This is a genomic window from Glaciibacter kafniensis (genome assembly GCF_039538945.1).
GTDB classification, from domain to species: domain Bacteria; phylum Actinomycetota; class Actinomycetes; order Actinomycetales; family Microbacteriaceae; genus Cryobacterium; species Cryobacterium kafniensis.
In genome coordinates this window covers 132,549-155,442 of the sequence record NZ_BAABCN010000012.1, presented here as the reverse complement: position 1 = coordinate 155,442, position 22,894 = coordinate 132,549, and the positions used below count along the sequence as shown (strand labels likewise).

22 protein-coding genes are annotated in these 22,894 nt (G+C 65.8%); 16 read left to right on the top strand and 6 right to left on the bottom strand.

Features of this window, described 5'->3' with window-relative positions:
* Positions 1 to 13: 13 nt before the first annotated feature.
* Positions 14 to 1,222, bottom strand: a complete 1,209-nt coding sequence (locus ABD791_RS16825; protein WP_345068814.1) for an FAD-dependent monooxygenase — start codon at positions 1,220 to 1,222, stop codon at positions 14 to 16.
* A gap of 205 nt (positions 1,223 to 1,427) precedes the next feature.
* Here ABD791_RS16825 and ABD791_RS16820 point away from each other — a divergent pair, with 205 nt between their 5' ends.
* Positions 1,428 to 2,429, top strand: a complete 1,002-nt coding sequence (locus tag ABD791_RS16820) for a TetR/AcrR family transcriptional regulator C-terminal domain-containing protein (RefSeq protein ID WP_345068812.1) — start codon at positions 1,428 to 1,430, stop codon at positions 2,427 to 2,429.
* A 48-nt stretch (positions 2,430 to 2,477) separates the two neighbouring features.
* Here the strand turns inward: ABD791_RS16820 and ABD791_RS16815 are convergent, their stop codons facing one another.
* The gene (locus tag ABD791_RS16815; RefSeq protein ID WP_345068810.1) at positions 2,478 to 2,876 is read right to left on the bottom strand and encodes a VOC family protein; all 399 of its coding nucleotides are present in this window, start codon (positions 2,874 to 2,876) and stop codon (positions 2,478 to 2,480) included.
* 85 nt (positions 2,877 to 2,961) lie between these two features.
* Between ABD791_RS16815 and ABD791_RS16810 the strand changes: the two genes are divergently transcribed.
* The gene (locus tag ABD791_RS16810) at positions 2,962 to 3,924 is read left to right on the top strand and encodes a helix-turn-helix transcriptional regulator (RefSeq protein ID WP_345068808.1); all 963 of its coding nucleotides are present in this window, start codon (positions 2,962 to 2,964) and stop codon (positions 3,922 to 3,924) included.
* 15 nt (positions 3,925 to 3,939) lie between these two features.
* Here the strand turns inward: ABD791_RS16810 and ABD791_RS16805 are convergent, their stop codons facing one another.
* Complete coding sequence (locus ABD791_RS16805; protein WP_345068806.1) at positions 3,940 to 4,806, bottom strand: helix-turn-helix transcriptional regulator; 867 nt, start codon at positions 4,804 to 4,806, stop codon at positions 3,940 to 3,942.
* Between the two features lie 102 nt (positions 4,807 to 4,908).
* Between ABD791_RS16805 and ABD791_RS16800 the strand changes: the two genes are divergently transcribed.
* The 11 genes from ABD791_RS16800 to ABD791_RS16750 all read left to right on the top strand — a co-directional run bounded on the left by ABD791_RS16800 (position 4,909) and on the right by ABD791_RS16750 (position 15,878).
* The gene (locus ABD791_RS16800) at positions 4,909 to 5,601 is read left to right on the top strand and encodes an SDR family NAD(P)-dependent oxidoreductase (protein ID WP_345068804.1); all 693 of its coding nucleotides are present in this window, start codon (positions 4,909 to 4,911) and stop codon (positions 5,599 to 5,601) included.
* Between the two features lie 410 nt (positions 5,602 to 6,011).
* Positions 6,012 to 6,878 (top strand): alpha/beta hydrolase, encoded by an 867-nt coding sequence (locus ABD791_RS16795; protein ID WP_345068802.1) that lies wholly within the window; start codon positions 6,012 to 6,014, stop codon positions 6,876 to 6,878.
* 234 nt (positions 6,879 to 7,112) lie between these two features.
* On the top strand, positions 7,113 to 8,852 hold the full coding sequence (locus tag ABD791_RS16790; RefSeq protein WP_345068801.1) for an HNH endonuclease: 1,740 nt from the start codon (positions 7,113 to 7,115) through the stop codon (positions 8,850 to 8,852).
* A gap of 217 nt (positions 8,853 to 9,069) precedes the next feature.
* Complete coding sequence (locus ABD791_RS16785; RefSeq protein WP_345068799.1) at positions 9,070 to 10,998, top strand: sensor histidine kinase; 1,929 nt, start codon at positions 9,070 to 9,072, stop codon at positions 10,996 to 10,998.
* On the top strand, positions 10,986 to 11,633 hold the full coding sequence (locus tag ABD791_RS16780) for a response regulator (RefSeq protein WP_345068798.1): 648 nt from the start codon (positions 10,986 to 10,988) through the stop codon (positions 11,631 to 11,633). The genes ABD791_RS16785 and ABD791_RS16780 overlap by 13 nt, the downstream gene beginning before the upstream one ends.
* Positions 11,634 to 11,652: 19 nt before the next feature.
* Positions 11,653 to 11,868 (top strand): hypothetical protein, encoded by a 216-nt coding sequence (locus ABD791_RS16775; protein ID WP_345068796.1) that lies wholly within the window; start codon positions 11,653 to 11,655, stop codon positions 11,866 to 11,868.
* Entirely contained in the window at positions 11,865 to 12,155 is a 291-nt protein-coding gene (locus tag ABD791_RS16770) for an AarF/UbiB family protein (protein ID WP_345068795.1), read from the top strand. The genes ABD791_RS16775 and ABD791_RS16770 overlap by 4 nt, the downstream gene beginning before the upstream one ends.
* A 240-nt stretch (positions 12,156 to 12,395) precedes the next feature.
* A complete protein-coding gene (locus ABD791_RS16765) occupies positions 12,396 to 12,845 on the top strand; it encodes a magnetosome magnetite crystal formation protein family (protein ID WP_345068793.1) in 450 nt (149 codons plus the stop codon).
* Between the two features lie 23 nt (positions 12,846 to 12,868).
* The gene (locus ABD791_RS16760; protein ID WP_345068791.1) at positions 12,869 to 13,393 is read left to right on the top strand and encodes a hypothetical protein; all 525 of its coding nucleotides are present in this window, start codon (positions 12,869 to 12,871) and stop codon (positions 13,391 to 13,393) included.
* Positions 13,393 to 15,231, top strand: a complete 1,839-nt coding sequence (locus ABD791_RS16755; protein WP_345068789.1) for a lipase family protein — start codon at positions 13,393 to 13,395, stop codon at positions 15,229 to 15,231. Before ABD791_RS16760 ends, ABD791_RS16755 begins: the two co-directional genes overlap by 1 nt.
* 233 nt (positions 15,232 to 15,464) lie before the next feature.
* Positions 15,465 to 15,878, top strand: coding sequence for a VOC family protein (locus ABD791_RS16750; RefSeq protein WP_345068787.1), 414 nt, complete (start codon positions 15,465 to 15,467; stop codon positions 15,876 to 15,878).
* Positions 15,879 to 15,913: 35 nt separating this feature from the next.
* Here the strand turns inward: ABD791_RS16750 and ABD791_RS16745 are convergent, their stop codons facing one another.
* Positions 15,914 to 18,517 (bottom strand): ATP-dependent DNA ligase, encoded by a 2,604-nt coding sequence (locus ABD791_RS16745; RefSeq protein ID WP_345069033.1) that lies wholly within the window; start codon positions 18,515 to 18,517, stop codon positions 15,914 to 15,916.
* Between the two features lie 92 nt (positions 18,518 to 18,609).
* Here ABD791_RS16745 and ku point away from each other — a divergent pair, with 92 nt between their 5' ends.
* Positions 18,610 to 19,470 (top strand): non-homologous end joining protein Ku, encoded by an 861-nt coding sequence (ku, locus tag ABD791_RS16740; protein WP_345068785.1) that lies wholly within the window; start codon positions 18,610 to 18,612, stop codon positions 19,468 to 19,470.
* A gap of 132 nt (positions 19,471 to 19,602) precedes the next feature.
* Here the strand turns inward: ku and ABD791_RS16735 are convergent, their stop codons facing one another.
* Together ABD791_RS16735 and ABD791_RS16730 are read right to left on the bottom strand one after the other, a co-directional pair.
* On the bottom strand, positions 19,603 to 19,872 hold the full coding sequence (locus ABD791_RS16735; protein ID WP_345068783.1) for a hypothetical protein: 270 nt from the start codon (positions 19,870 to 19,872) through the stop codon (positions 19,603 to 19,605).
* Positions 19,873 to 20,018: 146 nt separating this feature from the next.
* A complete protein-coding gene (locus tag ABD791_RS16730) occupies positions 20,019 to 21,215 on the bottom strand; it encodes an MFS transporter (protein WP_345069031.1) in 1,197 nt (398 codons plus the stop codon).
* A gap of 131 nt (positions 21,216 to 21,346) precedes the next feature.
* On the opposite strand from ABD791_RS16730, the gene ABD791_RS16725 reads away from it, so the two are divergent.
* Positions 21,347 to 22,042, top strand: coding sequence for a GntR family transcriptional regulator (locus ABD791_RS16725; protein WP_345068781.1), 696 nt, complete (start codon positions 21,347 to 21,349; stop codon positions 22,040 to 22,042).
* Positions 22,043 to 22,129: 87 nt separating this feature from the next.
* Entirely contained in the window at positions 22,130 to 22,894 is a 765-nt protein-coding gene (locus ABD791_RS16720) for an IclR family transcriptional regulator (RefSeq protein ID WP_345068779.1), read from the top strand.

Sequence of the window (22,894 nt, the reverse complement as noted above, 5' to 3'; positions counted from 1 at the left end):
TCGGGATACCTTGCTAATGCGCCGCGACACGGTCGTACTCGGGGAGGGTGATCTCGCCCGCTTTCGCGAACTGTTTGACCATGAGCGGGCGCATCGGCCACCGGGTCATCCACCGCATCGACGCATTCCGCAGCGCGATTCGGAGCGCCCCGGTCGGTGCATAACTCGCGACTCCGCCTGGGGCGAGTTGCTGACCTTGCTTCACGTATGGCCGCATAATCTCCTCATAACGCGGGAATGCCATCCGCGCATCGCCCGCTGCATCACCCAGTTCGCCTGCGAGTACCCAGGCCCCGACGAGGGCGAGGCTGGTGCCGAGCCCCGTGAGCGGTGTCGGGCAATACCCGGCATCGCCCAGCAGCGCCACGCGCCCGCGGTGCCAGTGTTCAAGGTGAACCTGACCCATCGAGTCGAGATAGAAGTCGGATGCCGCGCCCATCGAGTCCAGAAGCCCGGGGGTCAGCCAGCCGTCCTGGGCAAAACGTTCGGCAATGATTTTCTTCTGCGCAGGGATGTCACGACGGTCATAGTCGAGCGCGGTCGATCGAAAGCTGAAGCCAACCTTCGCCTCACCCGGCAACCGGCCGGGACGCACTGAGGCGACGAGGCCGCCTGGCGCATTGTGCATGAGGTACCAGCCGTCGAGATCGGTAGTCGCCGGCGCCGTGAACCAGGCCGTGTAGCAATGGAGCGGGCGCACGCACTCCGCCTCGGCGCCAAACGCGAGCGAACGCACCCGGGAGTGCAGGCCGTCGGCGCCGATGACCAGGGCGAATCGGCGGGGCGCTGCGTTCTCGAAGGTGACGTCGACGCCGTCGTCGTCCTGAACGAGCGCGGTGATCGTGTCGTCGAAGAGATACTCGACCTGTGCAGCCGTCGCTTCGTACAACAGCTGGCCGAGGTCGCCGCGCAGCACCTCAATCTCCGAGACGAAGCCCTCACCGCCGAACGCGTCTGTGGCGACCCGCGCATCGACTGTGCCGGTCGGCCCGACGAATGCGATTCCGCGCTGGGAGAGGGCGACGTCCCTGACACGATCCATGAGACCCATGCGCTCGATGACGGTTCGTCCGGCACCACGAAGATCGACGGCCTGCCCGCCCGTGCGCGGTGACGGCGCGCGCTCGACGACAGTCGGGGTGAACCCGCGCTCGTGGAGGAGATACGCCAGCGCCGGGCCGGCAATTCCCGCGCCAGAAATAAGAATGTCTGTGTTTTGCATGAACATGAATGTACGCTGTACGGGCGGTCAAATGCAACCCACTTTCTGAGATTTACTGATCGGATTGTGCCGAACGCACTAGTGCGCACGACAAGGGCGATCTCGGAATAGACGACACCGACCGTGTTTCCAGTAGTCTTCCGTTGGCGGCAGTGCACTAGTGCGCACGCCTATCGTTTCGCGCACAAAGAGCAGAGGAATGTCGATGAGCCCCACCCCGGTGCCGCCTTTCGCCCGGATCGCAAACGAACTGCGTGCTCAGATCTCCTCCGGCGCACTCGCCCCCGGGCAGCGCGTTCCGTCCACCCGCGAGATCACCCGCGAGTGGGGCGTCGCGATGGCGACCGCAACCAAGGTGCTGACGGCTCTCAGCCAGGAAGGGCTGGTGCGGTCGGTGCCAGGCGTCGGAACCATCGTCGTGGGACTTCAGGCAGGCTCTGGTCAAGACAGCACTTCACAGGCGACTGCCGATCAGCACACGGCCGGTGATACCGGCCCGCCGGCGGCATCCGCCGCCCTGAAATCGGTGCGAAGCCGGCCGACGACTTCTCCGACCGCGACCCTCATCGTGACGACTGCGATCGCGATCGCCGACGCCGAGGGCCTCGCAGCCGTCTCGATGCGGCGCGTCGCCGCTGAGCTTGGCGTTGCCACAATGTCGCTCTACCGTCACGTCGCCGACAAAGACGATCTAGTGCTGCGCATGATGGACGCCGTGCTGCGTGAGCGGGAACTCGCCCCGTCGCCGGCGGGCCCGTGGCGCGACAGTCTCGAAACAGCCGGGCGGATGCTGTGGGCCACGTTCCGGCGCCACACCTGGCTGGCCCCTGCGCTCTCGCTGACGCGCCCGCAGCCGATTGTCGGCGGAATGGCCTACGCCGAGTGGGTGCTGGCGGCACTCGAGGGAACCGGATTGGGGCCGACCGCGATGCTCACCACACACCTAACTCTGTTCAACTATGTGCGAGGCACTGCAATGAACCTCGATCTTGAGGCGGAGGCCGTGGCCGAGACCGGGCTGAGTTCGCGGGCCTGGATTGCGCGCCAAGAGGATGCCGTGCAGGCCGCGGTCGCGACCGGGGCGCTCCCGACCTTCGAGCGCGTCGATACGGCCGAATTCAACGTCGACCTGGGCGAGCTTTTCGAGTTCGGGCTGCAGCGCCTGCTCGACGGCCTCTCGCTGATGATCAAGACGGGCTCTCGCTGATGATCAAGTAGAGCCCCGCCCGCAGAGTTGCGCGAGTGGGCACGACGGTCAGCCCTTCGAAGGCTCGGTGAGTACTTCGAGATAGTGAGGGTTGTACATGATCCCGAGGATGTTTCCGAATGGGTCGACGACGGACGCGGTCACAAACTCGTTGCCGCGGTCAGTCGGCGGCTGGAACTCGGTCGCCCCCATGGTCAGCAACCTGTCGAATGACGTGGCCAGGTCATCCACATGCCAGTGGATGATTTCGCCGGCCGGCCGCTCGGGCGCGGGAGGCGCGTACTTCGCGTCGATGATTCCGAGCTCGTGCTGATAGTCGCCGACGCGGAATTCAACGTAGCCGGGCCTCTGAAAGTACGCGTCCATCCCGAGTAGCTCGCTGTACCAGGTGCGCGCTGCCTCGAGATCGGCGGCGTAATAGCTGACGGTGGCAAATCCTCGCAACATGATGACGACCTTTCGATTGAAGTCCTTTCAGTCTGCTCTCGCAAAGTGCTCACCCTCTGATCACTTTCATTGCGATACTGAACATATGCGTGCAGATCGGCTCGTCGCCACACTCCTGATGATGCAGGCCAAGGGGCGTGTCACAGCTCGGGAGGTGGCTGCGGAATTCGAGACATCCGTTGCCACGGTGAGGCGCGATTTCGAGGCGTTGTCAGCGGCAGGCATTCCGGTGTATCCGCAGGTGGGTCGCGGCGGCGGTTGGCAGCTACTCGGCGGTGCGCGCACAGACTTGACCGGGCTGACCTCCGCTGAGGCGCGCGCACTGTTCCTGCTGGTCGGGCCCGCCGCTTCGGTGGCGCCTGAGGTCAAGTCCGCGCTCCGCAAGCTTGTGCGCGCTCTCCCCGAGACGTTCAGAACGGATGCCGAGGCGGCCGCCGAGGCGGTGGTGATCGACCCAGCTCGGTGGGGGCGACCCCGTCGTGCCGAGCAGCCCCTCGTGAAGGCGTTGCAAGACGCCGTCGTGCAGCGCAGAAAGGTTCGCCTGTCGTACCGCGGGTGGGACCGCGACCCGGACGAAAGCCTCTGCGATCCGTGGGGGATGGTCGAGAAAGACGGGGTCTGGTACCTGCTGGGCGGCGTGGACGGCACCCCGCGCACATATCGCATCGAGCGAATCGTCGAGTCAGCGATCACGAACGAGCCAGCCGACCGCCCTGAGAACTTCGATCTCACCGAGGCGTGGAACGCGGTCGTTCGAGACGTGACTGAGCAGCGGGAGCGCGCATCCGCCACCGTGGTCACGAGCATCGCGATCGTTCCATTCCTGCGTCATCAGTTCGGCGAATCGGCCGTGATCGAAACGGGGAATGACAGCGAGCGCGTCACGGTACGTATCAGCGCTCCCAGCGAGATCATGCTCGCCCGTGGCTTGGCAGGCTGGGGCGCCGACATTGAGGTTCTGGAGCCGGCAGCGGTGCGCGCCGAACTCATCCGGATCGGCGCCGCGCTCCTGGAGCGCAACGCACCGGAGAAGCGAGGCCTGCTCTAGCCCGCCACGACATCCTCAGTGCGCGCGTAGGGCCGCAGCGACGGCGGAGACGCGCAAAAAGTCGAGCTTTTCGGCGTCCTCGGATCCCGTGGCGGCCGTGTAGACGACGATCCGCAGGTCGGTGCCGGCGACGCTGAGCACGTCGCAATCGAGCTCAATATCGCCGACGGCATCGTTGTGCAGCACCTTCAGCTCCGACTGGTGTTCCCCCACTGCGCCGCTCTCCCAGAGCTCCCGGAACCGCTCACTCGATGCCTGCAGCTCAGTGACCAGGGCCAACACCCCGCGATCGCGGGGGTACCGGCCATGAACGCGGCGGAGGTCGGCGACGAGCGACGCCTGGAACACCCCGATATCGCTCGACCGACTGACAATCGCGCCGTCGCTGTCGCCCAGCGGCGTGCCGGTGAAGTGCGCCCGAAGGAGGTTCGGTCGGCCCGTGCCGGATCGGATTGGCTCGCCGAGCAAAGCCGCCCAGAGCGGGCTCCAGGTGAGGAGGTCCCATGAAGCGGTGAAGACGGCCAAGGGGATCTCGCCGAGCCGGGCAACCAAACGCTGCACGCCGGGCGGGATGTGCGCGGGCACGTCGCCGGGTGACGGCGGAAGAAGCCCAGCGATGACGAAGAGGTGATCTCGCTCGGCGTCGCTCAGCTGGAGCGCCCGGGCGAGCGACGCCGCGACCTGAGCGGACGGATGCCGGGCACGCCCTTGTTCCAGGCGCACGACGTAGTCGACACTCAAACCGGCGAGCGAGGCAAGTTCCTCGCGTCGTAATCCCGACGCCCGTCTGGAATAGCCGGCGGGAAACCCCACGTCGACAGGCGAGAGGCGGTCGCGCCACGAGCGGAGGAGTGCTCCGAGATCACTGCGCGCATCGTGCATGGTGCCATTCTGACAGCGACAGCAGGATTGAGGGTGGTACTGCCAGTCCTCCTGTTCACCCGGGCCACGACATCCCGTCGTCGCGGGAGCAGACTCGAAAACATGACAACAACACTGATCTCCGGAGCCAATAAGGGTCTCGGCTATGAAACCGCCCGCCGTCTCATCGAGGCCGGGCACACCGTCTGGATGGGTGCGCGCGACCCGGCGCGCGGCCAGCAGGCAGCGGATGCCCTCGGCGGCCGGTTCGTGCACCTCGATGTGACGAGCGACGCCTCCGTCGCCGGCGCCGCCCAGACAATCGCCGACGCCGGTGGTCTCGACGTTTTAATCAACAACGCGGGCATCTCTGGTCCCCACAGCCAGGCCGCGGAACTGACCGCAGACGACGCTCTGGCGGTCTACGGTACCAACGTTGTGAGCGTCGTGCGTATGATCGGCGCCTTCGTTCCGCTCCTTCGCGCATCGAGCAATCCGACCATCGTCAACGTAACCAGTGGCATGGGATCATTCGCTTTCGTGCACGATCCCGAGCGGATCGAGTCGAAGTTCAACTCGCCGCTTTACACCTCATCGAAGGCCGCAGTGACGATGCTCACGGTGCAGTACGCCAAGGCATTCCCGGAGATACGCATCAACGCGGCCGACCCCGGCTTCACCGCGACCGATTTCAACGGGAACACCGGGACGCAGACGGTGAAGGAAGGAACGGATGCGATCGTTGAGCTGGCCACCCGTGGCGGCGTTGGGCCGACCGGAACCTTCATCGACCGCTCCGGCGTCGCTCCTTTCTAGAGATTTGCTCCATTGCCGTGCGAGCGCTCGCCGTCGATTCGACGAGCGACAAGTGCGGTGTGGGGCCGCTGGCCCGGATCGGCCCGAGTATGCACCTCGTGAACGTGAAAACCTGCGATCGCGAGTTGCGTGCTCATCTCGTCGACGGGCCAGCGGTATGCGGTCGTGACGGCGTGCGGAAACGGCTCGATCGTGTTGCCCTCGCCGTGTGCTCCTCCGCCCGAGTGGCGTGCGCATCATGAACCTCAGTGCCCGGCACAGCATCGCGTCTCTGGTGGGGCAAGCCCGTCGAAGGCTCGACCCGCATCGGCGTCAACGCCTACTCTCAGTGGCGCCTCCCGCGATAGATTTCCACAAGCGCTGGCCGACCGGCTGACTCACCAGCTGCTCGACCGTTCGAGGAAGATTTCATGAACGAGACCGAAGCCGTGCTCCACGATGGCTCGAAGATTGTGCTCCGTATCGAGGGAGAGGGGCGCAATCTCCTGCTGCCGGTTCGCTCGACCCTGCATGATCCGGCGACCGCCGAGACGATGCGGCAGTGGGGCGCCGACCCCGAGCTGGGGCCGCGGCTGATCGCGGGGCTGTCGACATCCTTTCGGGTGATCGCAGCCGACTACGAAGCCCACCGGATGGAGCATCCCGCAGCCGAGACGTTGACGCCGCAGAACCTCGCCGCCGATCTCCTCGCCATCGCGGATGCGGTGGGAGCCGACCGGTTTGCATACTACGGATACTCCTGGCTGGCTCTGGCCGGCCTGCAACTCGCCCTGCGAACCGACCGGCTCTGGGCGCTCGCCATGGGCGGATTCCCTCCGATCGACGGCCCGTATCCGGCGATGCTCGCGGTGACCCGTGCGGCTCACCAGGCGTCGTCGAGTCGCGAAGCCGAGGCGGATGCCACGGTGAACGACGTCGAAGTCACCCCCGGCGATTGGGATTCAGCCGCCATTCAGACAGATGAGGAGCAAACGAGGCAGTTCGTCACCCTCTACGAAGCGCTCGCGGAGTTCGACGATGCCGCGGTTCAAGCTGAACTGCGGATGCCGCGGCTCTGCTTCGCGGGCAGCGAGGATGCCATTGAGTACCCGCCGCGGTGGGGCGGTGTCACCGTGCGAATCGCCGAGCCGCTGCTGCGCGACGGAGCGAAGCTGGAATCCGCGGGGTGGGACGTCGAAGTGCTCTCCGGCCTTGACCACCTGGGCGCGATGCACAGCGACGTCGTGCTGCCGCTGCTGCGCGGTTGGCTTTCCCGTGTCGGGGAAGCCCGCGTGTAGCCCATCTCTCCCCGTCGCGGACTCATCCATACCCGTCGCAGGCCCATCCGTCTCGTTGGTCGAGCTCGTCGCGACCGCCGCCGTCCGATTCCCTGACTTAACCGGCGCCGACGGATGCGCTCACCCGGGTCTCGGGCTCGCCTGTCGGCCCGGGAAACTCCCGGTCCTGGCCGGTTTGTCAACCCCCGGCCCGGATTGCCCGGCGGTGTCGGTGGTGTCCGATTAGCTGGAGGTATGGATCAGCTGGAGCTGTTGCAGAACCTGGAGTTAGCGCCCGACGCGCTACCCGACGAGGATGACTTCGGGGTGTGCGGTGACTACGACCCGATGGACTTCGTGTTCGGGAAGTCCCCGGCCGATTTTCCCGGCTGGGTGGATGGCCCGCTGCCTGAAGATCCGGCGGAGGGGCCGCTGCTCGAGAAGGGCTACGCGGCCCGGCTGGGTCAGTACCTCGACGTGGTTGCCGTCGATCACCGACGGTTGGCGATCGATGCCGCACGGCAGGCCCGATCGGTGGATGCCGCGCGGCTCTGGTCGTTGGTCTCTGACGAGTTCGTGCTGCTGAACCCGAAGCTGTCTCAGTCGGACCGGGCCGAGTGGGCGGACCAGGTCTTCGTCCGGGAGATCGGCGCGCTACTCGGGGCGCCGCAGCCGACCGCGTCTCGGCTGATCGACGAGAGCCAAGCCCTGGTGCATGAACTGCCCGGCACGCTCGCGGCGTTGGAGAACGGCGCGATCAGTTACCAGCATGCCCGGGTGATCATCGATCAAGCCCGCATCCTGCCCGCCGACGTGCGGGCGGCATTCGAGCAAGCGGTGCTGCCGGATGCGCTCCGGCTGCCGGCCAGCCAATTGCGCCGCAAAGCCGTCGCGTTGCGCGAGCGGATGCACCCGGACTCGATCATCGCCCGCACACGCGCCGCCGTCGCGGAACGCCGGCTCGCGTTCGAGGCCGCGCCCGACGGGATGGCCTGGCTGCACCTCTTCGGGCCGGCCGCCGACGTGCAGGCCGCATTCACCCGGGTGGACGCCGTCGCCCGCCGCCGGCAAGGCCCGACCGAACCACGCACCCTCACCCAGTTGCGGGCGGATGTCGCCATCGAGCTGCTGCATGACGGGGAACTGTTCGAGCCGGGCGAGATCACCGCGGAACTGCAACAGCTGCTCGACGACGCCAGTGCCGGTGGCGGCGGTAGCGCCGGTGCCGGTGGCGCTGACGGCGCTGCTGGTGGTGCTGGTGGTGGTGCTGCTGGTGCGAAGCGGACCAAGCGCCGCTCGAAGGCACGCCGCGGCATCCGGCCCACCGTGATCGTCACCGTGCCGGTGTTCACCCTGATGGGACTCAGCGACGAACCCGCCACCCTCGACGGCTACGGGCCGATCGATCCCGATACCGCACGCGAGTTGTGCGCGAAGGCGCCGTCGTTCCTGCGGTTGATGGTGAATCCGGAGACCGGGGTGCCGCTCTCCCTGGGCCGAGAGCACTACAGAGTGCCCAAAGACCTCCGGATCTGGTTGCAAACCCGCGACGGCACCTGCCGCGGAGTGAACTGCGGGCAACCCGCCGCCACCTCCGAGATCGACCACACCCGCGCCTTCGCGCACGGCGGCCCCACCGACGCCCACAACCTCGCCCACCTCTGCAAGGCGTGCCACCGGCTCAAACACGCCAGCACCTGGAACCCCATCGGCCGCGGCAACGGCGTCATCGACTGGACCTCACCCACCGGACGCGTCTACACCACCTGGCCCGCACTCGAGCTTCCCGGCACCAGCCTGCCCAACGCCGGGCTCCCGAACACGAAACCACTCGAACCGACTGTTTCGAGCACCGATCAGCCCGACACGACACTTCCCAGCAGCGATTTCAGCTCAGCCGAATCGTCCAAAACAGCACCTCCCGGCCCCGATCACGGCGCCTCCGAGACCTTGAATTCGGCACCACACCGCGAATCGGAACCTCCGCCTTTCTAACCAGCGACGCCCACTCTGGGTCGGTCGTGAGCATGGCATCACACGTTAGTGGCCTGCTCCGCGCTGCTGCTGCATGACTACCTCTCCCGCGGGCGGTACTCCAACTCCGGACGGCCGGGTTCGCCGAGTCGTGCGCACGTGCCGGTAGTGTTAGCCGACACGATCGTGTCTGCACCTGCCGGTTCGAACGCTGGCGGGTGGGCAGGAGGGGCCACGGATGCTCACTGACGCTCGGGCAGAACGGCCGGCGAAATCTCCGGGCCGTCGTTCGCTCAACCGGTCCCTCATCATCCTGGTGGGGCAGAGCGTGGTTCTGGCCGGGATCACCGTTGTGCTGTCAGCTCCAGACCCACTGGGGTTGTGGGGCAATCTGATTGTGTTGACTGTGGCTGCCGGATACGTCGCCACCGGAGTCTGGGCCTGGACCCGGCGGCCGACAAACCCGGTGGGCGCACTGATCGTCGCAGCCGGGGGAGCCCTGGTGCTCGGAAACCTCGGCAACAGCCAGATCGTGATCTTGCAAATCATCGGCATCACGGTTTCACCGATCGCCATCGGCGTGTGCGTGCACCTGCTGCTCATTTTTCCGGGTGGTCGACTGACCGGTTGGTTCCCGAGGTTGATTACCTGCTTGTCATACGCCTCGATCTTGCTTCCGCAATTGGCCATGCTCACACTCCAAGCGACCGTCGGCACCGGTGCGCCGGCCGTGGGCGCCACCAGCGCCACGACGGGGCTCCCGGCGACTGACGTGTTGCAGCGAATACAGGGCTGGACTTTCGTTGTCGTTCAGATCGCTGTGTTTGTCATCTTGGCTGTGCGATTGAAGCATGCTCGACCGCCGGTTCGGCGCCTTCTGGCCCCGATGTATCTCTACGGAATGTTTGTCGTCGTCATCGTTCCTCAGCTCCCCGCCTTCGGTTGGCCGCTGCCGGCGGTCTTTGTCGCGCAGATTCTGCTGTTGGCGGGAGTGCCGGTGATGTTCGTTGTGAGCGTCGTGCGTGGTGGCTTCGCCCAGGAAGCGGCGATGGACGTGAGCGGCGCAACGCATGAACTGGATTCGTCGGGACAGAACGAGCTCACCCCGGCACTGGTTCGCCTTCTCGGTGACCCCACCGCGCGCATCCTGCTGTGGTCGGCCAATGCCGGCGAACTCCGCGGGCTCGACGGAGCGCCCGACGAGACCGTCGTCGTTGACGCCTCGGGCCCGAGTCCGCTGTTTCGGCCCCTCGAAGAGAATTCCGCGCTCTACGTGATCACCCAGGGGGCAGAGACTCTCGGTACCATCGTCTACTCCGATCGGATGGTGAACGATCGTGACGTGCTCGACGTGGCGGGCCGACTTGTCGGCGCCGCGATTCTGCGCATCCGTTTGACCGAGCGTCTGCTGCGCAGTGAGAAGGAGCTCCGCAAATCCCGAGCGCGGGTGCTCGCCGCTGCCGACGACGCGCGAGCGCAGATTGCGCAGAACCTGCACGACAGCGTGCAGATGCGGCTGGTGGTGCTGTCGATGGATGCCGGCACGCTCGCCGGTCAATTGAGCGAACGGATGCCGGTCGACTCGCGTCAGCCCCCGACCGGTGGTGCACTACACGAAGCGGCCACCGCGCTGCGCCGCGACATCGACACGACGGCAGCCGAGCTGCGCGATCTGGTTCATGAGGTGATGCCGCCTCTGCTCATCGAACGGGGACTGGGCGCGGCGATTGTCGCTCTCGTCGATCGCGCTCCGATGCAGGCCGACGTCGAGATCGGTGACGCCGTCGTAGACGAGAGCATTCTGAGTGACGTGCAGCGAGCGCTCTATTTCGTGGCGGCCGAAAGCCTCACTAACATCTTCAAACATGCGAACGCGAGCCGGCTCAGCGTGAGCCTCGACGTGTACACCCGGGCGGCGCACTCGCCACAGCAGACGAAGGAACTGGTTCTTGACGTGATTGATAACGGGGTCGGTTTCGATTGGAGGACGGCGACGGCGCGCTTTCACACCGTGCCCTCCGGGTCTGAACCGCGCACCAAACACGCAATCGGTGTGGGCGTGCGCGGCATCGTCGACCGGGTTGAGGCAGTCAATGGCCAGGTCGAATTCTCGACAGCGGTCGGCGGCGGCACTCGCGTGAGTGTGCGGATCCCATGCGCGTTCTGATCGCCGACGACGAGCCGTTGATTCGCGAAGGGCTCGCCCTGGTCTTGAACCGCAACGGGTTTCTCGTCTCAGAAACCGTGGGCAATGCCGATGACCTGCTGTTGGCGGTGCAGAACAACCCGCCGCAACTGGTGATCACCGACATCAGAATGCCACCGGGGATGCGCGACGAAGGACTGGTGGCCGCGCTCACCATCAAGAAGCAGCACCCGGCCATTGCGGTGGTTGTGCTGTCCCAGCATGTTCAGCGGCAGTATGCGAGCGAACTCATTGCGGAGCCGACCGGAGGGGTCGGCTACTTTCTGAAACAGCGGGTGGGCGACATCGAACGTTTCTGCGCCGACCTGCGCAGTGTCGCGGCCGGAGCAACCGTGCTTGACCCCGAAATTGTCGCGGTGATGGGCGCCCAGGCCAGGCGCAGAGGGCTGACCGCCGGTGAACTGACGCGGCGGCAGCAGGAGGTCATCGAGCTGATGGCGCAGGGCATCAGCAATGCGGGAATCGCCTCGGCGCTGCATCTCACCGAACGCTCGGTGACCGGACATATCTCCCGCATCTATGAGGTCTTCGGCCTCAACGTCGAAGACGATATGCATCGGCGCGTACTGGCGGTCACCCGGTACTTGATGAAGTAGCGCCCTCACGGTTGTCTTCATGATTGTGATTGCCTCGTTCTCGCGACGCATTCTCGGAACCAGGATCGGGATCATCCGGCTTCTCATCGCCGGAATCCTCGGGCTCGCTGCCGAGGTCGGATTCGAGTCGCAGTTCGTCTGGGACGTGCAGGAGTACACCCCGGCAGAAATGAACGCATCAAACAGGCTCGTGCACTTCGGGGTGCATTGGCGGATGCCGGCGGATCGTTCGTGAAACTCGGACAGGTGCTCTCCACCCGCACAGACCTCCTCCCACAGGAATTCCTCACCGAGCTCGCGCTGCTGCAACAGCGCGTTCCGGCTGCGGAGTGGACCGACGTGCGGCATCTCCTCGAAACCGAACTTGGTGACACCATCGACAACTTCTTCGCCTCGTTCGACGAGATTCCACTCCGACGTGTTCCGGATTCGTCAGCGCAGCTGAGGCGGCGCAACACGGAAATCTCGTTGGTCGAGGAGGCCGCCCGCGATCGGGTCGAGACCCCGTCGGCCAATGTTTGAACGCAACTCGAGTTCATGGATTGGCTCGCGAGATCTCGAGACGCGTGCTCGCAAGCTCGCGCGCTCCTCGATTAACGAAAAGGCAATATACCTCATAGCGTGCTCCTTCGTCGCGTGCTCCTCGACCAACGAAATGGGCCATATACCTCAGAGATGCGTGCTCCTTCGTCGCGTGCCCCTCGACCAACGAAGTGCTCGTCGACGCGCTGTTGAAGCACGACGCACCGCTAGCCTGAACCCATGACTTCTCCTCAGTTCGCCGCACGTCCGCTCGCCGTTCCGAGGAAAGGAACCCTGGGCTATGGGCTCGGGTTTCTGGCCTATGTTCCGATTCCGTTCGTCGGGATGCTGGTTGCCGGTATCGCGATGGCGGCCGTCTATCCTGCGGCCAAGAAGCAGGGCGGGGTCGCCGCTGAGAATGCGCGGCGTGCCGCAAACTGGGGGCTCACCGTCGTCGCGACCCTGGTGGTGCTGGTGCTCGCCGTCATCGTGCTGGCCAATGTGTTCAGCGGAGTGAAGGGGTTCTTTCCGATCGGAACGCCGGTTGTCGGTTTCTTTGTTCTTGCGATCGTTCACGTCATTGTCTGCATCATGGGGCTCGTGATCGGCAACCGCGGTGACGTGTTCGAGAACGCGCTGGCGATTCCGTTCTACTCGGCCGCAACGCCGGCCGCGACGCCCGCCTCATAGAGGTCAGAAAGGAGAGGTTTGCGGTGACGTACCGAAACGACAGCTTGCCGATCGACTCCGCGCCGGTCGAGTCGACGTCGGTCGCTCTGCAGGTTGAGGGCACGACCCGGACTGCCCTGCTCGGCTACGCCGTCACCGTCGGCGGGCTGGTTCTCGCCCTCTGGATCTGCTTCGGCCGCTTTCTCTTCGGGATCGGCGGTTCGCTGACCCCGATCTACGTCGTCACGCTCGGGTTTCTTATCGCAACACTGCACTTCTTCGCGGGGCGCGCGATCGTGCGCACGGCTCGGCTGGGGCGGCGCACCCGACCCGCGACGATCGCGATGATCTGCCTCGCCTGGTTCACGGGCATCCTGCTCGGCCTGACGATTCCCGACCTCACCGCGGCCGGACCGCAGACGATTCTGAGTGGGGCGACCGAGCCGGGGCTTGGCATCGCGATCGGGTTGGCGAACCCGCTCGGCATCATCTGCATCGCCACGTCGATCGTCGCGCTGGTGCTCGCGCACGGCGATCTGAAGGACCGACTGAAGAACGAGGACGACTGATGCACGCGCGGGGGCTGCGGGACCGGGTGCGTTTTCTTCCGGGCATGATCGGCCGGGCGCCGTGGTGGGTGGCGGTGGTCGTTGGCCTCGCCGCCGTCGCGCTGGGCGCCATCCTGATTGTGCGTCCGTTGAGCTCACTCGGCACGCTCGGCCTCTTTCTTGGGCTGAGCTTCATCGCGTCTGGGCTCTCCGATATGTTGGGGGTCGATCTGCGGGCAGCCGATCCGTCGCGTGCGCCCCGCACCAACATCCGGGCGGTCACCGCACTCGCCGTCGGATGGATCGCGGCCGGTGTGATTCTGATCGTCTGGCAGGGGCTGACGATCGGGGCGCTCGGCTGGGTGGTCGCCGCGCTCCTCATGGTCTCGGGACTCGTGCGCTGCTTCGCCGCGATCCGCGGCACGACAGACGAACGTTTCGCCGCGCTGCTGTTCGGATTGACCGACCTGATTCTGGGCGTGCTGGCCGTGCAATGGCCGGATGTCACCCTGCTCGTGGTGGCCGTGCTCTTCGGAATTCGCACGCTCGTGTTCGGCCTGGCGAGCATCTGGGCTGCGCTCGCCCGCGCCTTCGGGCATCGGGCGTCGACGGGGAGCCGACCGCAGACCCATGCACGCGCGACCTTCGGGCGCTGGTCGCGCTCGCTCGCCGCAATCGTCGCGTTGGTGCTTGCGATTGGCGTCGGAATCGTCGGCGGCACGCTGCGTTCCGACTCACCGACCGTCGACGCGTTCTACGCAGCCCCGTCGACGGTGCCAAACCAGCCGGGCGCACTGCTGAAAGCCGAAGCGTTCACCCAGGGGATTCCCGAGTCGGCACGGGCTTGGCGCATCCTCTACACGACCACACGCACCGACGGCGTTCCCGCGGTGGCGAGCGGCATCGTCATGGTGGCAGCGGATGCCCCGGCCGGGCCGCGCCCGGTCGTCGCCTGGGCGCATGGCACGACCGGATACGCCACCAATTGTGCCCCGTCGGCACTCGCCGATCCGCTCGTGGCCGGCGCCCTCCCTGCGTTGGATCAGATCATTGCAAACCAGTGGATTCTCGTTGCGACCGACTACATCGGGCTGGGAACCGAGGGACCGCATCCGTATCTCATCGGACAGGGCGAAGGTCGATCAGTGCTCGACGCGGTGCGCGCCGCACACCAGCTCGACCAGATCGAGATGGCCGACGAAACCGTGGTCTGGGGGCACTCGCAGGGCGGCCACGCCGCGCTCTGGACGGGACAGCTCGCCGAGAGCTACGCGCCCGATGTGAACGTGATCGGGGTCGCGGCGCTCGCCCCGGCCAGCGATGCGATCACTTTGACGGCGAATCTGCCGACGATCACCGGCGGAAGCGTCTTCGGCTCCTACGTGATCGAGGCGTATACCGAGACCTATCCCGACGTCGATTTCAACCAATACATCACGCCGACCGCCCGCACCCTGGTACGGGAGATGGCCTCACGCTGCCTCTCGGAACCCGGGCTGCTCGTCTCGGTGCTGTCGGCCCTGTCGATCGCGAAGGACCGCAGCATTTTTGCGATCGACCCGACGAGCGGAGCCTTCGGGGAACGGCTGCGGGAGAACACCCCGACCGGGCCGATCAGTGCGCCGCTGTTCATCGGCCAGGGGCTGGCCGACCCGCTGATCGATCCGGCGATGCAGCAGAACTATGTCGACGGCCTCTGCGCGGGTGGGCAGGCTCTGGAGTATCGCACCTATGCGGGTCGCGGCCATATGGAAGTGGTGGCGCCGGATTCTCCGCTGATCGGCGACCTCCTCGCGTGGACGCAGGCGCGGCTCGAGCACGAGCCGGCGTCCTCGACCTGTGCGGCTGCTGCCGAGTGATATTCGTTGGTCGAGGAGGCCGCCCGCGATCGGGTCGAGACCCCGTGAGCCGACGTTCAAACGCAACCCAAGTCAAGAGATCGGCTCGCCGGGTCTCGAGACGCGCGCTCCTTCGTCGCGCGCTCCTTCGTCGCGTGCTCCTCGACCAACGAGACTAGACCTCGCGCATCCGCCCGATCGGGCACAGAATCATGATGTCAATGGCAGGTTCAATGCGACAAGGAGACGAAACGATGACGACACGACTCAACCCCTACCTGAGCTTTCGCGCCAACGCACGGGAGGCGATGGACTTCTATCAGTCGGTCTTCGGCGGTGAGCTGACGCGCACCACCTTCGGCGAGTATCAGACGGGCGATGAATCGGAAAAAGATAAGGTGATGCATGCCCAGCTGCTGACCGACAGTGGTCTCTGCCTGATGGGCGCCGACACTCCCAATGAGATGGAACACAATCCAGGCGGCAACGGGTCGATCTCGCTCAGCGGCGTGAACGAAGCCGAACTGCGCGGCTACTGGGACAAGCTGGTTGACGGCGGAGTAAAGACTCTGCCACTCGAAAAGGCGCCGTGGGGCGACAGCTTCGGAATGTGCATCGACAAATTCGGCGTGAACTGGCTGGTCAACATCACCGGGACTCCCTCGTAAGAGGCTCAGGATTCAGCCGGTCAGGATGCCGCCGCTCACGATTCCGGCACGACCTCGGCCGCTGATTTGTCGGGTCGCCACCCCCGCCAGGTGGGGTGGCGCAGCCGGCCGGCCGCCGTCCACTCGGCGAACTCAACCTCACCGACAAGTTCAGGGCGCACCCACCGGGCGGTGTGGGCGTCGATGTCAGGGATCTCGGCGAATGGGTTGTTCGCGTCGGCGAACGGATGCAGTCGCTCGGCGATCTCGACGAGATCCCGGTCGCTGAATCCGGTGCCGACCCGACCGACATAACGCAGCTGGGAGCCGTCGGAGCTGTCGAGCATCGGAATGCCGAGCAGCAGCGAACCGATCGCGCCGGCACGGTTACCTTTGCCGGGGCGCCACCCGCCGATCACCACCTCCTGGGTCAGGCGCAGCTTGAGCTTGATCCACATCCGGGAGCGCCGTCCGACGGCATACTGCGACTCGCGCTCCTTCGCCATCACCCCCTCCAGCCGAAACTGGCGGCTCGCGGTCATCGCCCCCGACAGATCGCCGACGAAGGCCGGCGGAACCTGCACCATACCGGTCGAGGTGAGCGCGGCATCCAGCGCCTGTCGCCGAGCATCGTACTGTTCTTGAACCAGTGGCTTCTCGGCCAGCTCCAGCAGATCGAAGACGAAGTAGCGCACCGGTGTGCGCCGCGCGGCAGCCCGCACGTCGATCGGGTCGGTCAGTTTCATCCGTGTCTGCAGCACGCCGAAATCGGGGCGTCCTGACGCGTCGAGCGCCACGATCTCCCCGTCGAGAACCGCGGATGCGACGCTCGGGTCGACCGCGGCGAGCACGCTGTCGACCAGCTCGGGATACGACGCCGTAACGTCGTTTCCGTTGCGGGTGAGAAACCTCACGCTCGGTGCAGGCCCGTCCCTAGTGAGGTAGCCGACGGCTCGAATGCCATCCCACTTCATTTCGAATGCCCAGCTGCCATGCTGCACATCCGTCGGGCTGCCCGGGCTGGCCAACATCGGCGAGTAGCGCTTTCGCGCTGGCTGGCGAACGGGGAGGGCTCGGGACCGAGCAGCCGGGCGGTGCCAGTGTGACGTTTCGGCGGCGGGAGCGGCCTCGCCCGAGGCCGTGCCGGGCGGCGGCGCCGTGCCGGACGATTCTTCGGCCGGCTTCATCAGGTGGATCAACCAGTTCTTGTCGGCCGCCGCACCCGCCGTCTTGATCAGCGCGAAACGGCGACTGCCGCCGAGTCCGCCATCCGGTTCACCGTGCAGGGTGACGATGACCTCGCTGTCGCGCCACTTCTCGAGCTCGTAGTCGCCGCTGTCCCAGATGTGAATCTCGCCGGCTCCGTAGGCGCCGGCCGGAATGGTTCCCTCGAAGTCGCCGTATTCGAGCGGGTGGTCCTCGGTGTGCACGGCGAGATGGTTGGTGCTGATGTCGGTGGGCACCCCCTTCGGGAGCGCCCACGAGACGAGCACGCCGTCATGCTCCAGCCGCAGATCAAAATGCCGGGCGCGCGCATGGTGCTCGTGAATGACAAAAGAATGGCCGGTGGTCGGGGGAGGAGCGCCAGTCGGAAGAGGCTCGGGAGTGGGGGCAGAACTCCGTTTCGACCGATAGTCGGTGAGGCGATCAGGGGAGGGCGTCGGGGTGAGGTCTGGGTCGAGGGCCGTACTCGAGGCCGTTGTCGCGGAGGCCGCGCTCGGGATCGAACCGAAGTCATCCGTTGGCCGGTGCGCCTCGCTCACCTTCGCGAGCGGATCGCCCCGCCGCTTCACCCGCTTGAGCACCTCTCGGTAGTCCAGTTGGGCGAGATCGGGCGCCTTCAGCTCGCCCCAGGTGCGCGGCGCGGCAACGAACGGATGCGCGCGGCCGCGCAGCGAATAGGGAGTGATCGTGGTCTTCGCGGCGTTGTTCTGACTCCAATCGACGAACACTTTGCCGGGGCGCAACGCCTTGCTCATGGCGCTGACGACCAGGTCAGGATGATCGGCTTCCAATGCACGGGCCAGCTCGTGGGCGACCTCCGCCACCTGGGCAGAGGTCTGACGCCGGTCAAGGGCCGCATAGAGGTGGATGCCTTTGCTTCCGCTGGTCACCGGCACCGGGTCGAGGCCCATCTCCCGCAGAATCGCGCGTGCAAATCGGGCGACCTCGGCGCATTCGGCCAGCCCGGTGCCCTCGCCCGGGTCGAGATCGAGCACGAGCCGGTCGGGATTGCGGGGTGCGCCACCGCGACCGAATTGCCACTGCGGCACGTGAATCTCGAGGGCAGCCATCTGACCGAGCCAGGTGAGCGTGGCGAGGTTGTTCACCAGCGGGTACTCGTTGACGTGATCCGAATGCTGGATCGACCGCCGCGACACCCATGACGGGGTGGCCTCATCGAGGTTCTTCTGAAAGAACGACGGCTCGGGATGCTCGGCTGTTCCGACGCCGTGCACCCAGCGTTTGCGGGTGGCCGGGCGCTGTGCGGCGTGCGCGATCAGCAACTCGGCGATCTCGGCGTAGTAGCCCAGCACGTCGGCTTTGGTGGTGCCGGTTTCGGGGTAGAGCACCTTGTCGAGGTGTGTCAGCGTGAGACGGTGGCCGTCCACGCTCACCGTCTGCGAGGGCGGCGCAGGGCGTGAGTGAGTCTCGTCCATCCCAGGTTTGCCGGTGGCGCCCATGCAGCAAGCATGCCCCCCGGTGGCGGCGAAGCCTAGCGAGCCGCGGTGCATCGGTGTCTACTTGAACCGTGAGATCGATATGGAAGGGCGCCATCACGTTCGGGCTCGTCAACGTGCCTGTCGCGGTCTTTAGCGCGACGGAGGATCACGACATCGAACTGCATCAGGTGCACGACGCGGATGGCGGACGCATCCGGTATCAACGCAAATGTGAGATCTGCGGCAAAGTGGTGCCCTACGAGAGCATCAACAAATCGTTCGAGAGTGCAGAAGGCACTGTCATTCTCACCGATGCCGACTTCAAGTCGCTGCCGGAGGAGCGCAGCCGCGAGATCGACGTGGTCTCGTTTGTGCCCAATGAACAGCTCGACCCGATCATGTTCGAGCGCAGTTACTACCTGGCTCCCGACGGCAAGTCAGCGAAGGCATATGTGCTTCTGCGGCGCACGCTCGAAGCCACCGACCGCACGGCCATCGTGCACTTCGCGCTGCGGCAGAAGACTCGGCTCGGGGCGTTGCGGGTGCACGGCGACGTGTTGCTGCTGCAGTCGTTGCTGTGGGACGACGAGGTGCGGGAGGCCAGCTTTCCGGCACTGGATGAGCGGGTGTCTGTCTCTGACAAGGAGCTCGAGTTATCGCAGGCCCTGGTCGAGTCATTCGCCGCGGACTTCGCGCCCGAACAGTTCACCGACGACTATCAGGTGCAGTTGCGTGACCTGATTGAGGCGAAGCTTGCCGCCGGAGACACGGTGAAGTTCGAAGAGACCGTGGGAGCCGCATCCGACGAGGGCGGGGGAGACGGCGAAGTGCTTGACCTGATGGAAGCTTTGCGCCGCAGCGTCGAGCGCAGCCGCTCGGGCTCGACCACACCGATCGAGGAGAAGCGGGCCGCGCGCGGGGCCGCCAAATCAAAAAAGTCGTCGGCGTAGGGGATGACGGTCTCGTTCAACCGTTCGCCGAACTGTGGCAGATGACCATTTTCGCGCCGGAAAATGGTCATCTGACACAGTTCGCGAGGCGGCTGCTCGGGCGGAAACGCTCGCGAGACGGATGCCCACGCTTCAGTCGTAGACGCGCACGAGCTGCCATTCGGCGCGACCGGTGCGCCGCACATCGAAGATGCGGGAGTCGCCATCCGTGCTCGTTCCCTGGAATCGCCAGCCGATGATCGGCTCGGGCGGGTGGGTGATCCCCTCGACGAGATAGTCGGGAGCGCCGCGCAACGGGGTGGGCGTATCGGTCACCAGATAGCGGATGCCGCGCCAGACGAGGCGCATGGGGATGCCGCGTTCGCTCCACACGGTGACGGTATCTGCGGTGTGGACGATCATGGTGACTCCTCAATCAACTCGAATGTATGTTCGATTATTAATGAGGATAGGCGCATTCGGCGCGAAACGCCAAGAGGCCTGGCCAGATCGTTGGCCGAGGAGCCCGCGACAGGCTCGACCGCCGAGAGGCCGCCCCGCAACGCCGCCTAGAGCCGGTCGTGCTCCGCGTCGGCTTTCGGAATCAGGGGCACCGCCAGGGCAGGGCAGAGGGCTGCAGCCACAAATGCCAGCGGGTAACCGACGAGGCCGATGAGGGCTCCGATGCCGGGTCCGACGAGTGACGCCGCAATGAATTGGCCGGTGTTCTGGGCGCCGAGTGCCCGGCCTGCCCAGGAGGGGCCGGCCATCTCAGCCACCGACGTGAATGCGAGACCGTTGTCAGCCACCGTCACCGTGGTGGCGATCACGAACATGACGGCCGCTGCTCCCCACTGCGCGGCATCCGTTGCGGCCAGGATGAGCATGACGGCAACGGCTGCCAGCGCGACCCAGCGCAGCGGGCGCACGCGACTGCCGACGCGATCGCTGAGTACGCCAACGCCGATCCGGCCGACCGCGCCGATGAACTGGGAGACGCCGACGAGCACCCCGGCGGTGAGGGGGTTCCAGCTGAGTTCGGTGACCAGCCAGACCAGGCCGAATGTCGACAGGGTGAACTGGGGCACGACGAGCAGGATCGAGACCGCGTGAATGCGCCAGAGAAAGCTGCTGGACCGGTAGGGGTTGACGGGGCGGAGCGCGGCAGCTGAGGCTGAAGGAGAAGTCGCTGGCGCGGCGCGCGGCGGGTTTCTGATGCCGACCGCGCAGGCCGCGGCGAGCAGCGCGGTCAAAATGAGCGGCACGATCAGTGCTGCGGCGATACCCGCGGAGCTTGCGATCGTGGGGATCGTGACCGCAGCGACGGTTACACCGAGCGGTTGCGACATCTGGCGGATGCCCATGGCGAGCCCCCGACGATGCTTCGGAAACCAGCCGACGACGACACGACCGCTCGCCGCATTGGTGCTCGCTGACGCCATGCCGCCGAGCAGAAAGAACAGGCCGAGCGAGACATAACCCGGGGCGAGAATGGTGCCAACGGCCGCTCCCGCAGTGAGGGCGAGACCGCCGGCGATCACCCATCGTTCGCCGATCCGGTCGGCCAGGGCGCCCCACGCGATCAGGGTGAGCACCATGCCGAGCGTGGGGGCGGCGGCGAGCAGCCCGGCCTCGGCGAGACTCAGCCCGCGCTCGGTGTGCAGGAGCGGGATAAGAAAGGCGGGTGCACTCACGAAGACGGTGCCGGCGGTCTGGGCGGCGACTCCGAGGCCGAGCATGCTCCACGCGCGGCCCGCGTTCGGCATCGGGGCGGGGCGAGTGAGGGGGGTTTCGGTCGTGCGTGTCACGGTGCTGGCTCTCTGGGGTGGGGTCGGGAACGCGTTGCATTCACGGTACACCACCGCGGTATACCAAGATGGTGCACCATAATTGAGTCATGGTGACGTCCTCGCAAACCGTGCAGCTCTATGACCGCATCCGATCGGCGATCCTGGATCTGGATCTGGCACCGGGGGAGAGCATCACCGAGCGCGGTCTGGAGGCGCTTTTTCACGCTTCACGCACCCCGGTGCGTGCCGCGCTGATGAGTTTGCAGTCTGACGGCCTGGTGCAACGGGCTGGGCGGGGCTGGATTGTGGCGCCGATTGACCTCGCTGAGATTCGGGCGCTCGCCGAGTGGCGGGAGTCGGTCGAGACCGCCGCGGTGCGTCTGGCCGTGCTGCGCGCGAGTGACGCGTCGCTCAATGATCTCGCTGCGAATCTGAACGCGGCGCGACCGACGGGAGACGCCGAGCACGGCGTCCAAGCAGGCGTGCAGGCGGGAAGCGACTTTCATGTCGAGTTGGCCCGCCTGTCGCACAACCAGTTCATGGCGCACGCGATCGCCGACGCTATGACGCGACTGTCCCGTACGCGCTGGCTGGAGGTGCGCACGGCCGAAGCGCGGGAGCGCGCCTGGCAGGAGCACTGTGATGTGGTCGATGCGGTGCGCGCCCGTGATGCCGATGCGGCAGTGCGGCTGGTGACCGAGCACATCCGTGGCACCAATGAGCGGTTGCTCGAATTTCTCACGGCTGAGCGACGTCGTCTGCGCGGGCGCGGGCTGTCGATCGTCAGCGGTGAGGTTGACTGACGGCTGACCCCGCTCCGGCGCTGGTAGCCTACGGTGACGCAGGCATGGGGCAGCCCTGTGCGATGGCGCGAAGAGAAAAGAATCGTCGTGAGTGACTCCCTGCACAAAGCAATCTCAATTCTCGAGGCGCTTCGCCTGAGCCCAGACGGGAGCAGCGCCCGCGTTCTCGCCGGCGAAACCGGAATCCCCAAAAGCACGGTGCAGAGACTGCTCCAAAGCTTGGCTGAAACTCAGATGGTCGTGCAGGATCCGCAGCGGTTGACCTACCGCCTCGGGCCGCGCACGTTGATGCTCGGCATGGCCTACAAGCAGGGGCTGGACCTCGGCCGGCTCGCTCTGCCGGTCATGGTCGAGCTCAGGAATCAAACCAATGAGACGGTGGGACTCTCGGTGGCCGTCGGACACGAGCGGATGTTCATCGAAGAGGCGCAGAGCCTCTTTGAATTGAGGTTTGCCTCGGAGCTCGGGCGTCTCTATCCACTGTGGTCTGGAGCACCCGGCCGGGCACTCATGATCGACCTGAATTCACGCGAGGTCGAGGAGATCATTGGCGATGCCCTGCCGTCGGCGTCGAGTGTGCATTCTCCGGTCGGCCACGATGTGATTCTCGCGCGGCTTGAGCATACCCGCCTCCAGCGTCATGCGCGGGCCTTCAACGAAACGCTCGACAACGTGAGTTCTCTCGCCGTTCCCATTCGGAATGCCCGGGGTGACGTCGTCGCGGCCCTCTCGATCTCCGGCCCGAGTGAACGCCTGACGTCGGCTCGAATGGACGAAGTCGTGCACGACCTCGAGGCGGCAGCGTTTGGGCTGAGCCGTTCGCTGGGCGGACTTGCCGCACGATTGGCGTAG

What these genes read in the sequence shown, in the direction of transcription:
- ABD791_RS16725 (WP_345068781.1), top strand. Translation starts at nt 21,347, where the DNA reads ATGGTGACGTCCTCGCAAACCGTGCAGCTCTATGACCGCATCCGATCG.
- ABD791_RS16745 (WP_345069033.1), bottom strand. Translation starts at nt 18,517, where the DNA reads ATGGACGAGACTCACTCACGCCCTGCGCCGCCCTCGCAGACGGTGAGC.
- ABD791_RS16810 (WP_345068808.1), top strand. Translation starts at nt 2,962, where the DNA reads ATGCGTGCAGATCGGCTCGTCGCCACACTCCTGATGATGCAGGCCAAG.
- ABD791_RS16825 (WP_345068814.1), bottom strand. Translation starts at nt 1,222, where the DNA reads ATGCAAAACACAGACATTCTTATTTCTGGCGCGGGAATTGCCGGCCCG.
- ABD791_RS16755 (WP_345068789.1), top strand. Translation starts at nt 13,393, where the DNA reads ATGCACGCGCGGGGGCTGCGGGACCGGGTGCGTTTTCTTCCGGGCATG.
- ABD791_RS16730 (WP_345069031.1), bottom strand. Translation starts at nt 21,215, where the DNA reads ATGCCGAACGCGGGCCGCGCGTGGAGCATGCTCGGCCTCGGAGTCGCC.
- ABD791_RS16775 (WP_345068796.1), top strand. Translation starts at nt 11,653, where the DNA reads ATGATTGTGATTGCCTCGTTCTCGCGACGCATTCTCGGAACCAGGATC.
- ABD791_RS16800 (WP_345068804.1), top strand. Translation starts at nt 4,909, where the DNA reads ATGACAACAACACTGATCTCCGGAGCCAATAAGGGTCTCGGCTATGAA.
- ABD791_RS16805 (WP_345068806.1), bottom strand. Translation starts at nt 4,806, where the DNA reads ATGCACGATGCGCGCAGTGATCTCGGAGCACTCCTCCGCTCGTGGCGC.
- ABD791_RS16765 (WP_345068793.1), top strand. Translation starts at nt 12,396, where the DNA reads ATGACTTCTCCTCAGTTCGCCGCACGTCCGCTCGCCGTTCCGAGGAAA.
- ABD791_RS16735 (WP_345068783.1), bottom strand. Translation starts at nt 19,872, where the DNA reads ATGATCGTCCACACCGCAGATACCGTCACCGTGTGGAGCGAACGCGGC.
- ABD791_RS16795 (WP_345068802.1), top strand. Translation starts at nt 6,012, where the DNA reads ATGAACGAGACCGAAGCCGTGCTCCACGATGGCTCGAAGATTGTGCTC.
- ABD791_RS16780 (WP_345068798.1), top strand. Translation starts at nt 10,986, where the DNA reads ATGCGCGTTCTGATCGCCGACGACGAGCCGTTGATTCGCGAAGGGCTC.
- ABD791_RS16820 (WP_345068812.1), top strand. Translation starts at nt 1,428, where the DNA reads ATGAGCCCCACCCCGGTGCCGCCTTTCGCCCGGATCGCAAACGAACTG.
- ABD791_RS16785 (WP_345068799.1), top strand. Translation starts at nt 9,070, where the DNA reads ATGCTCACTGACGCTCGGGCAGAACGGCCGGCGAAATCTCCGGGCCGT.
- ABD791_RS16790 (WP_345068801.1), top strand. Translation starts at nt 7,113, where the DNA reads ATGGATCAGCTGGAGCTGTTGCAGAACCTGGAGTTAGCGCCCGACGCG.
- ABD791_RS16750 (WP_345068787.1), top strand. Translation starts at nt 15,465, where the DNA reads ATGACGACACGACTCAACCCCTACCTGAGCTTTCGCGCCAACGCACGG.
- ABD791_RS16815 (WP_345068810.1), bottom strand. Translation starts at nt 2,876, where the DNA reads ATGTTGCGAGGATTTGCCACCGTCAGCTATTACGCCGCCGATCTCGAG.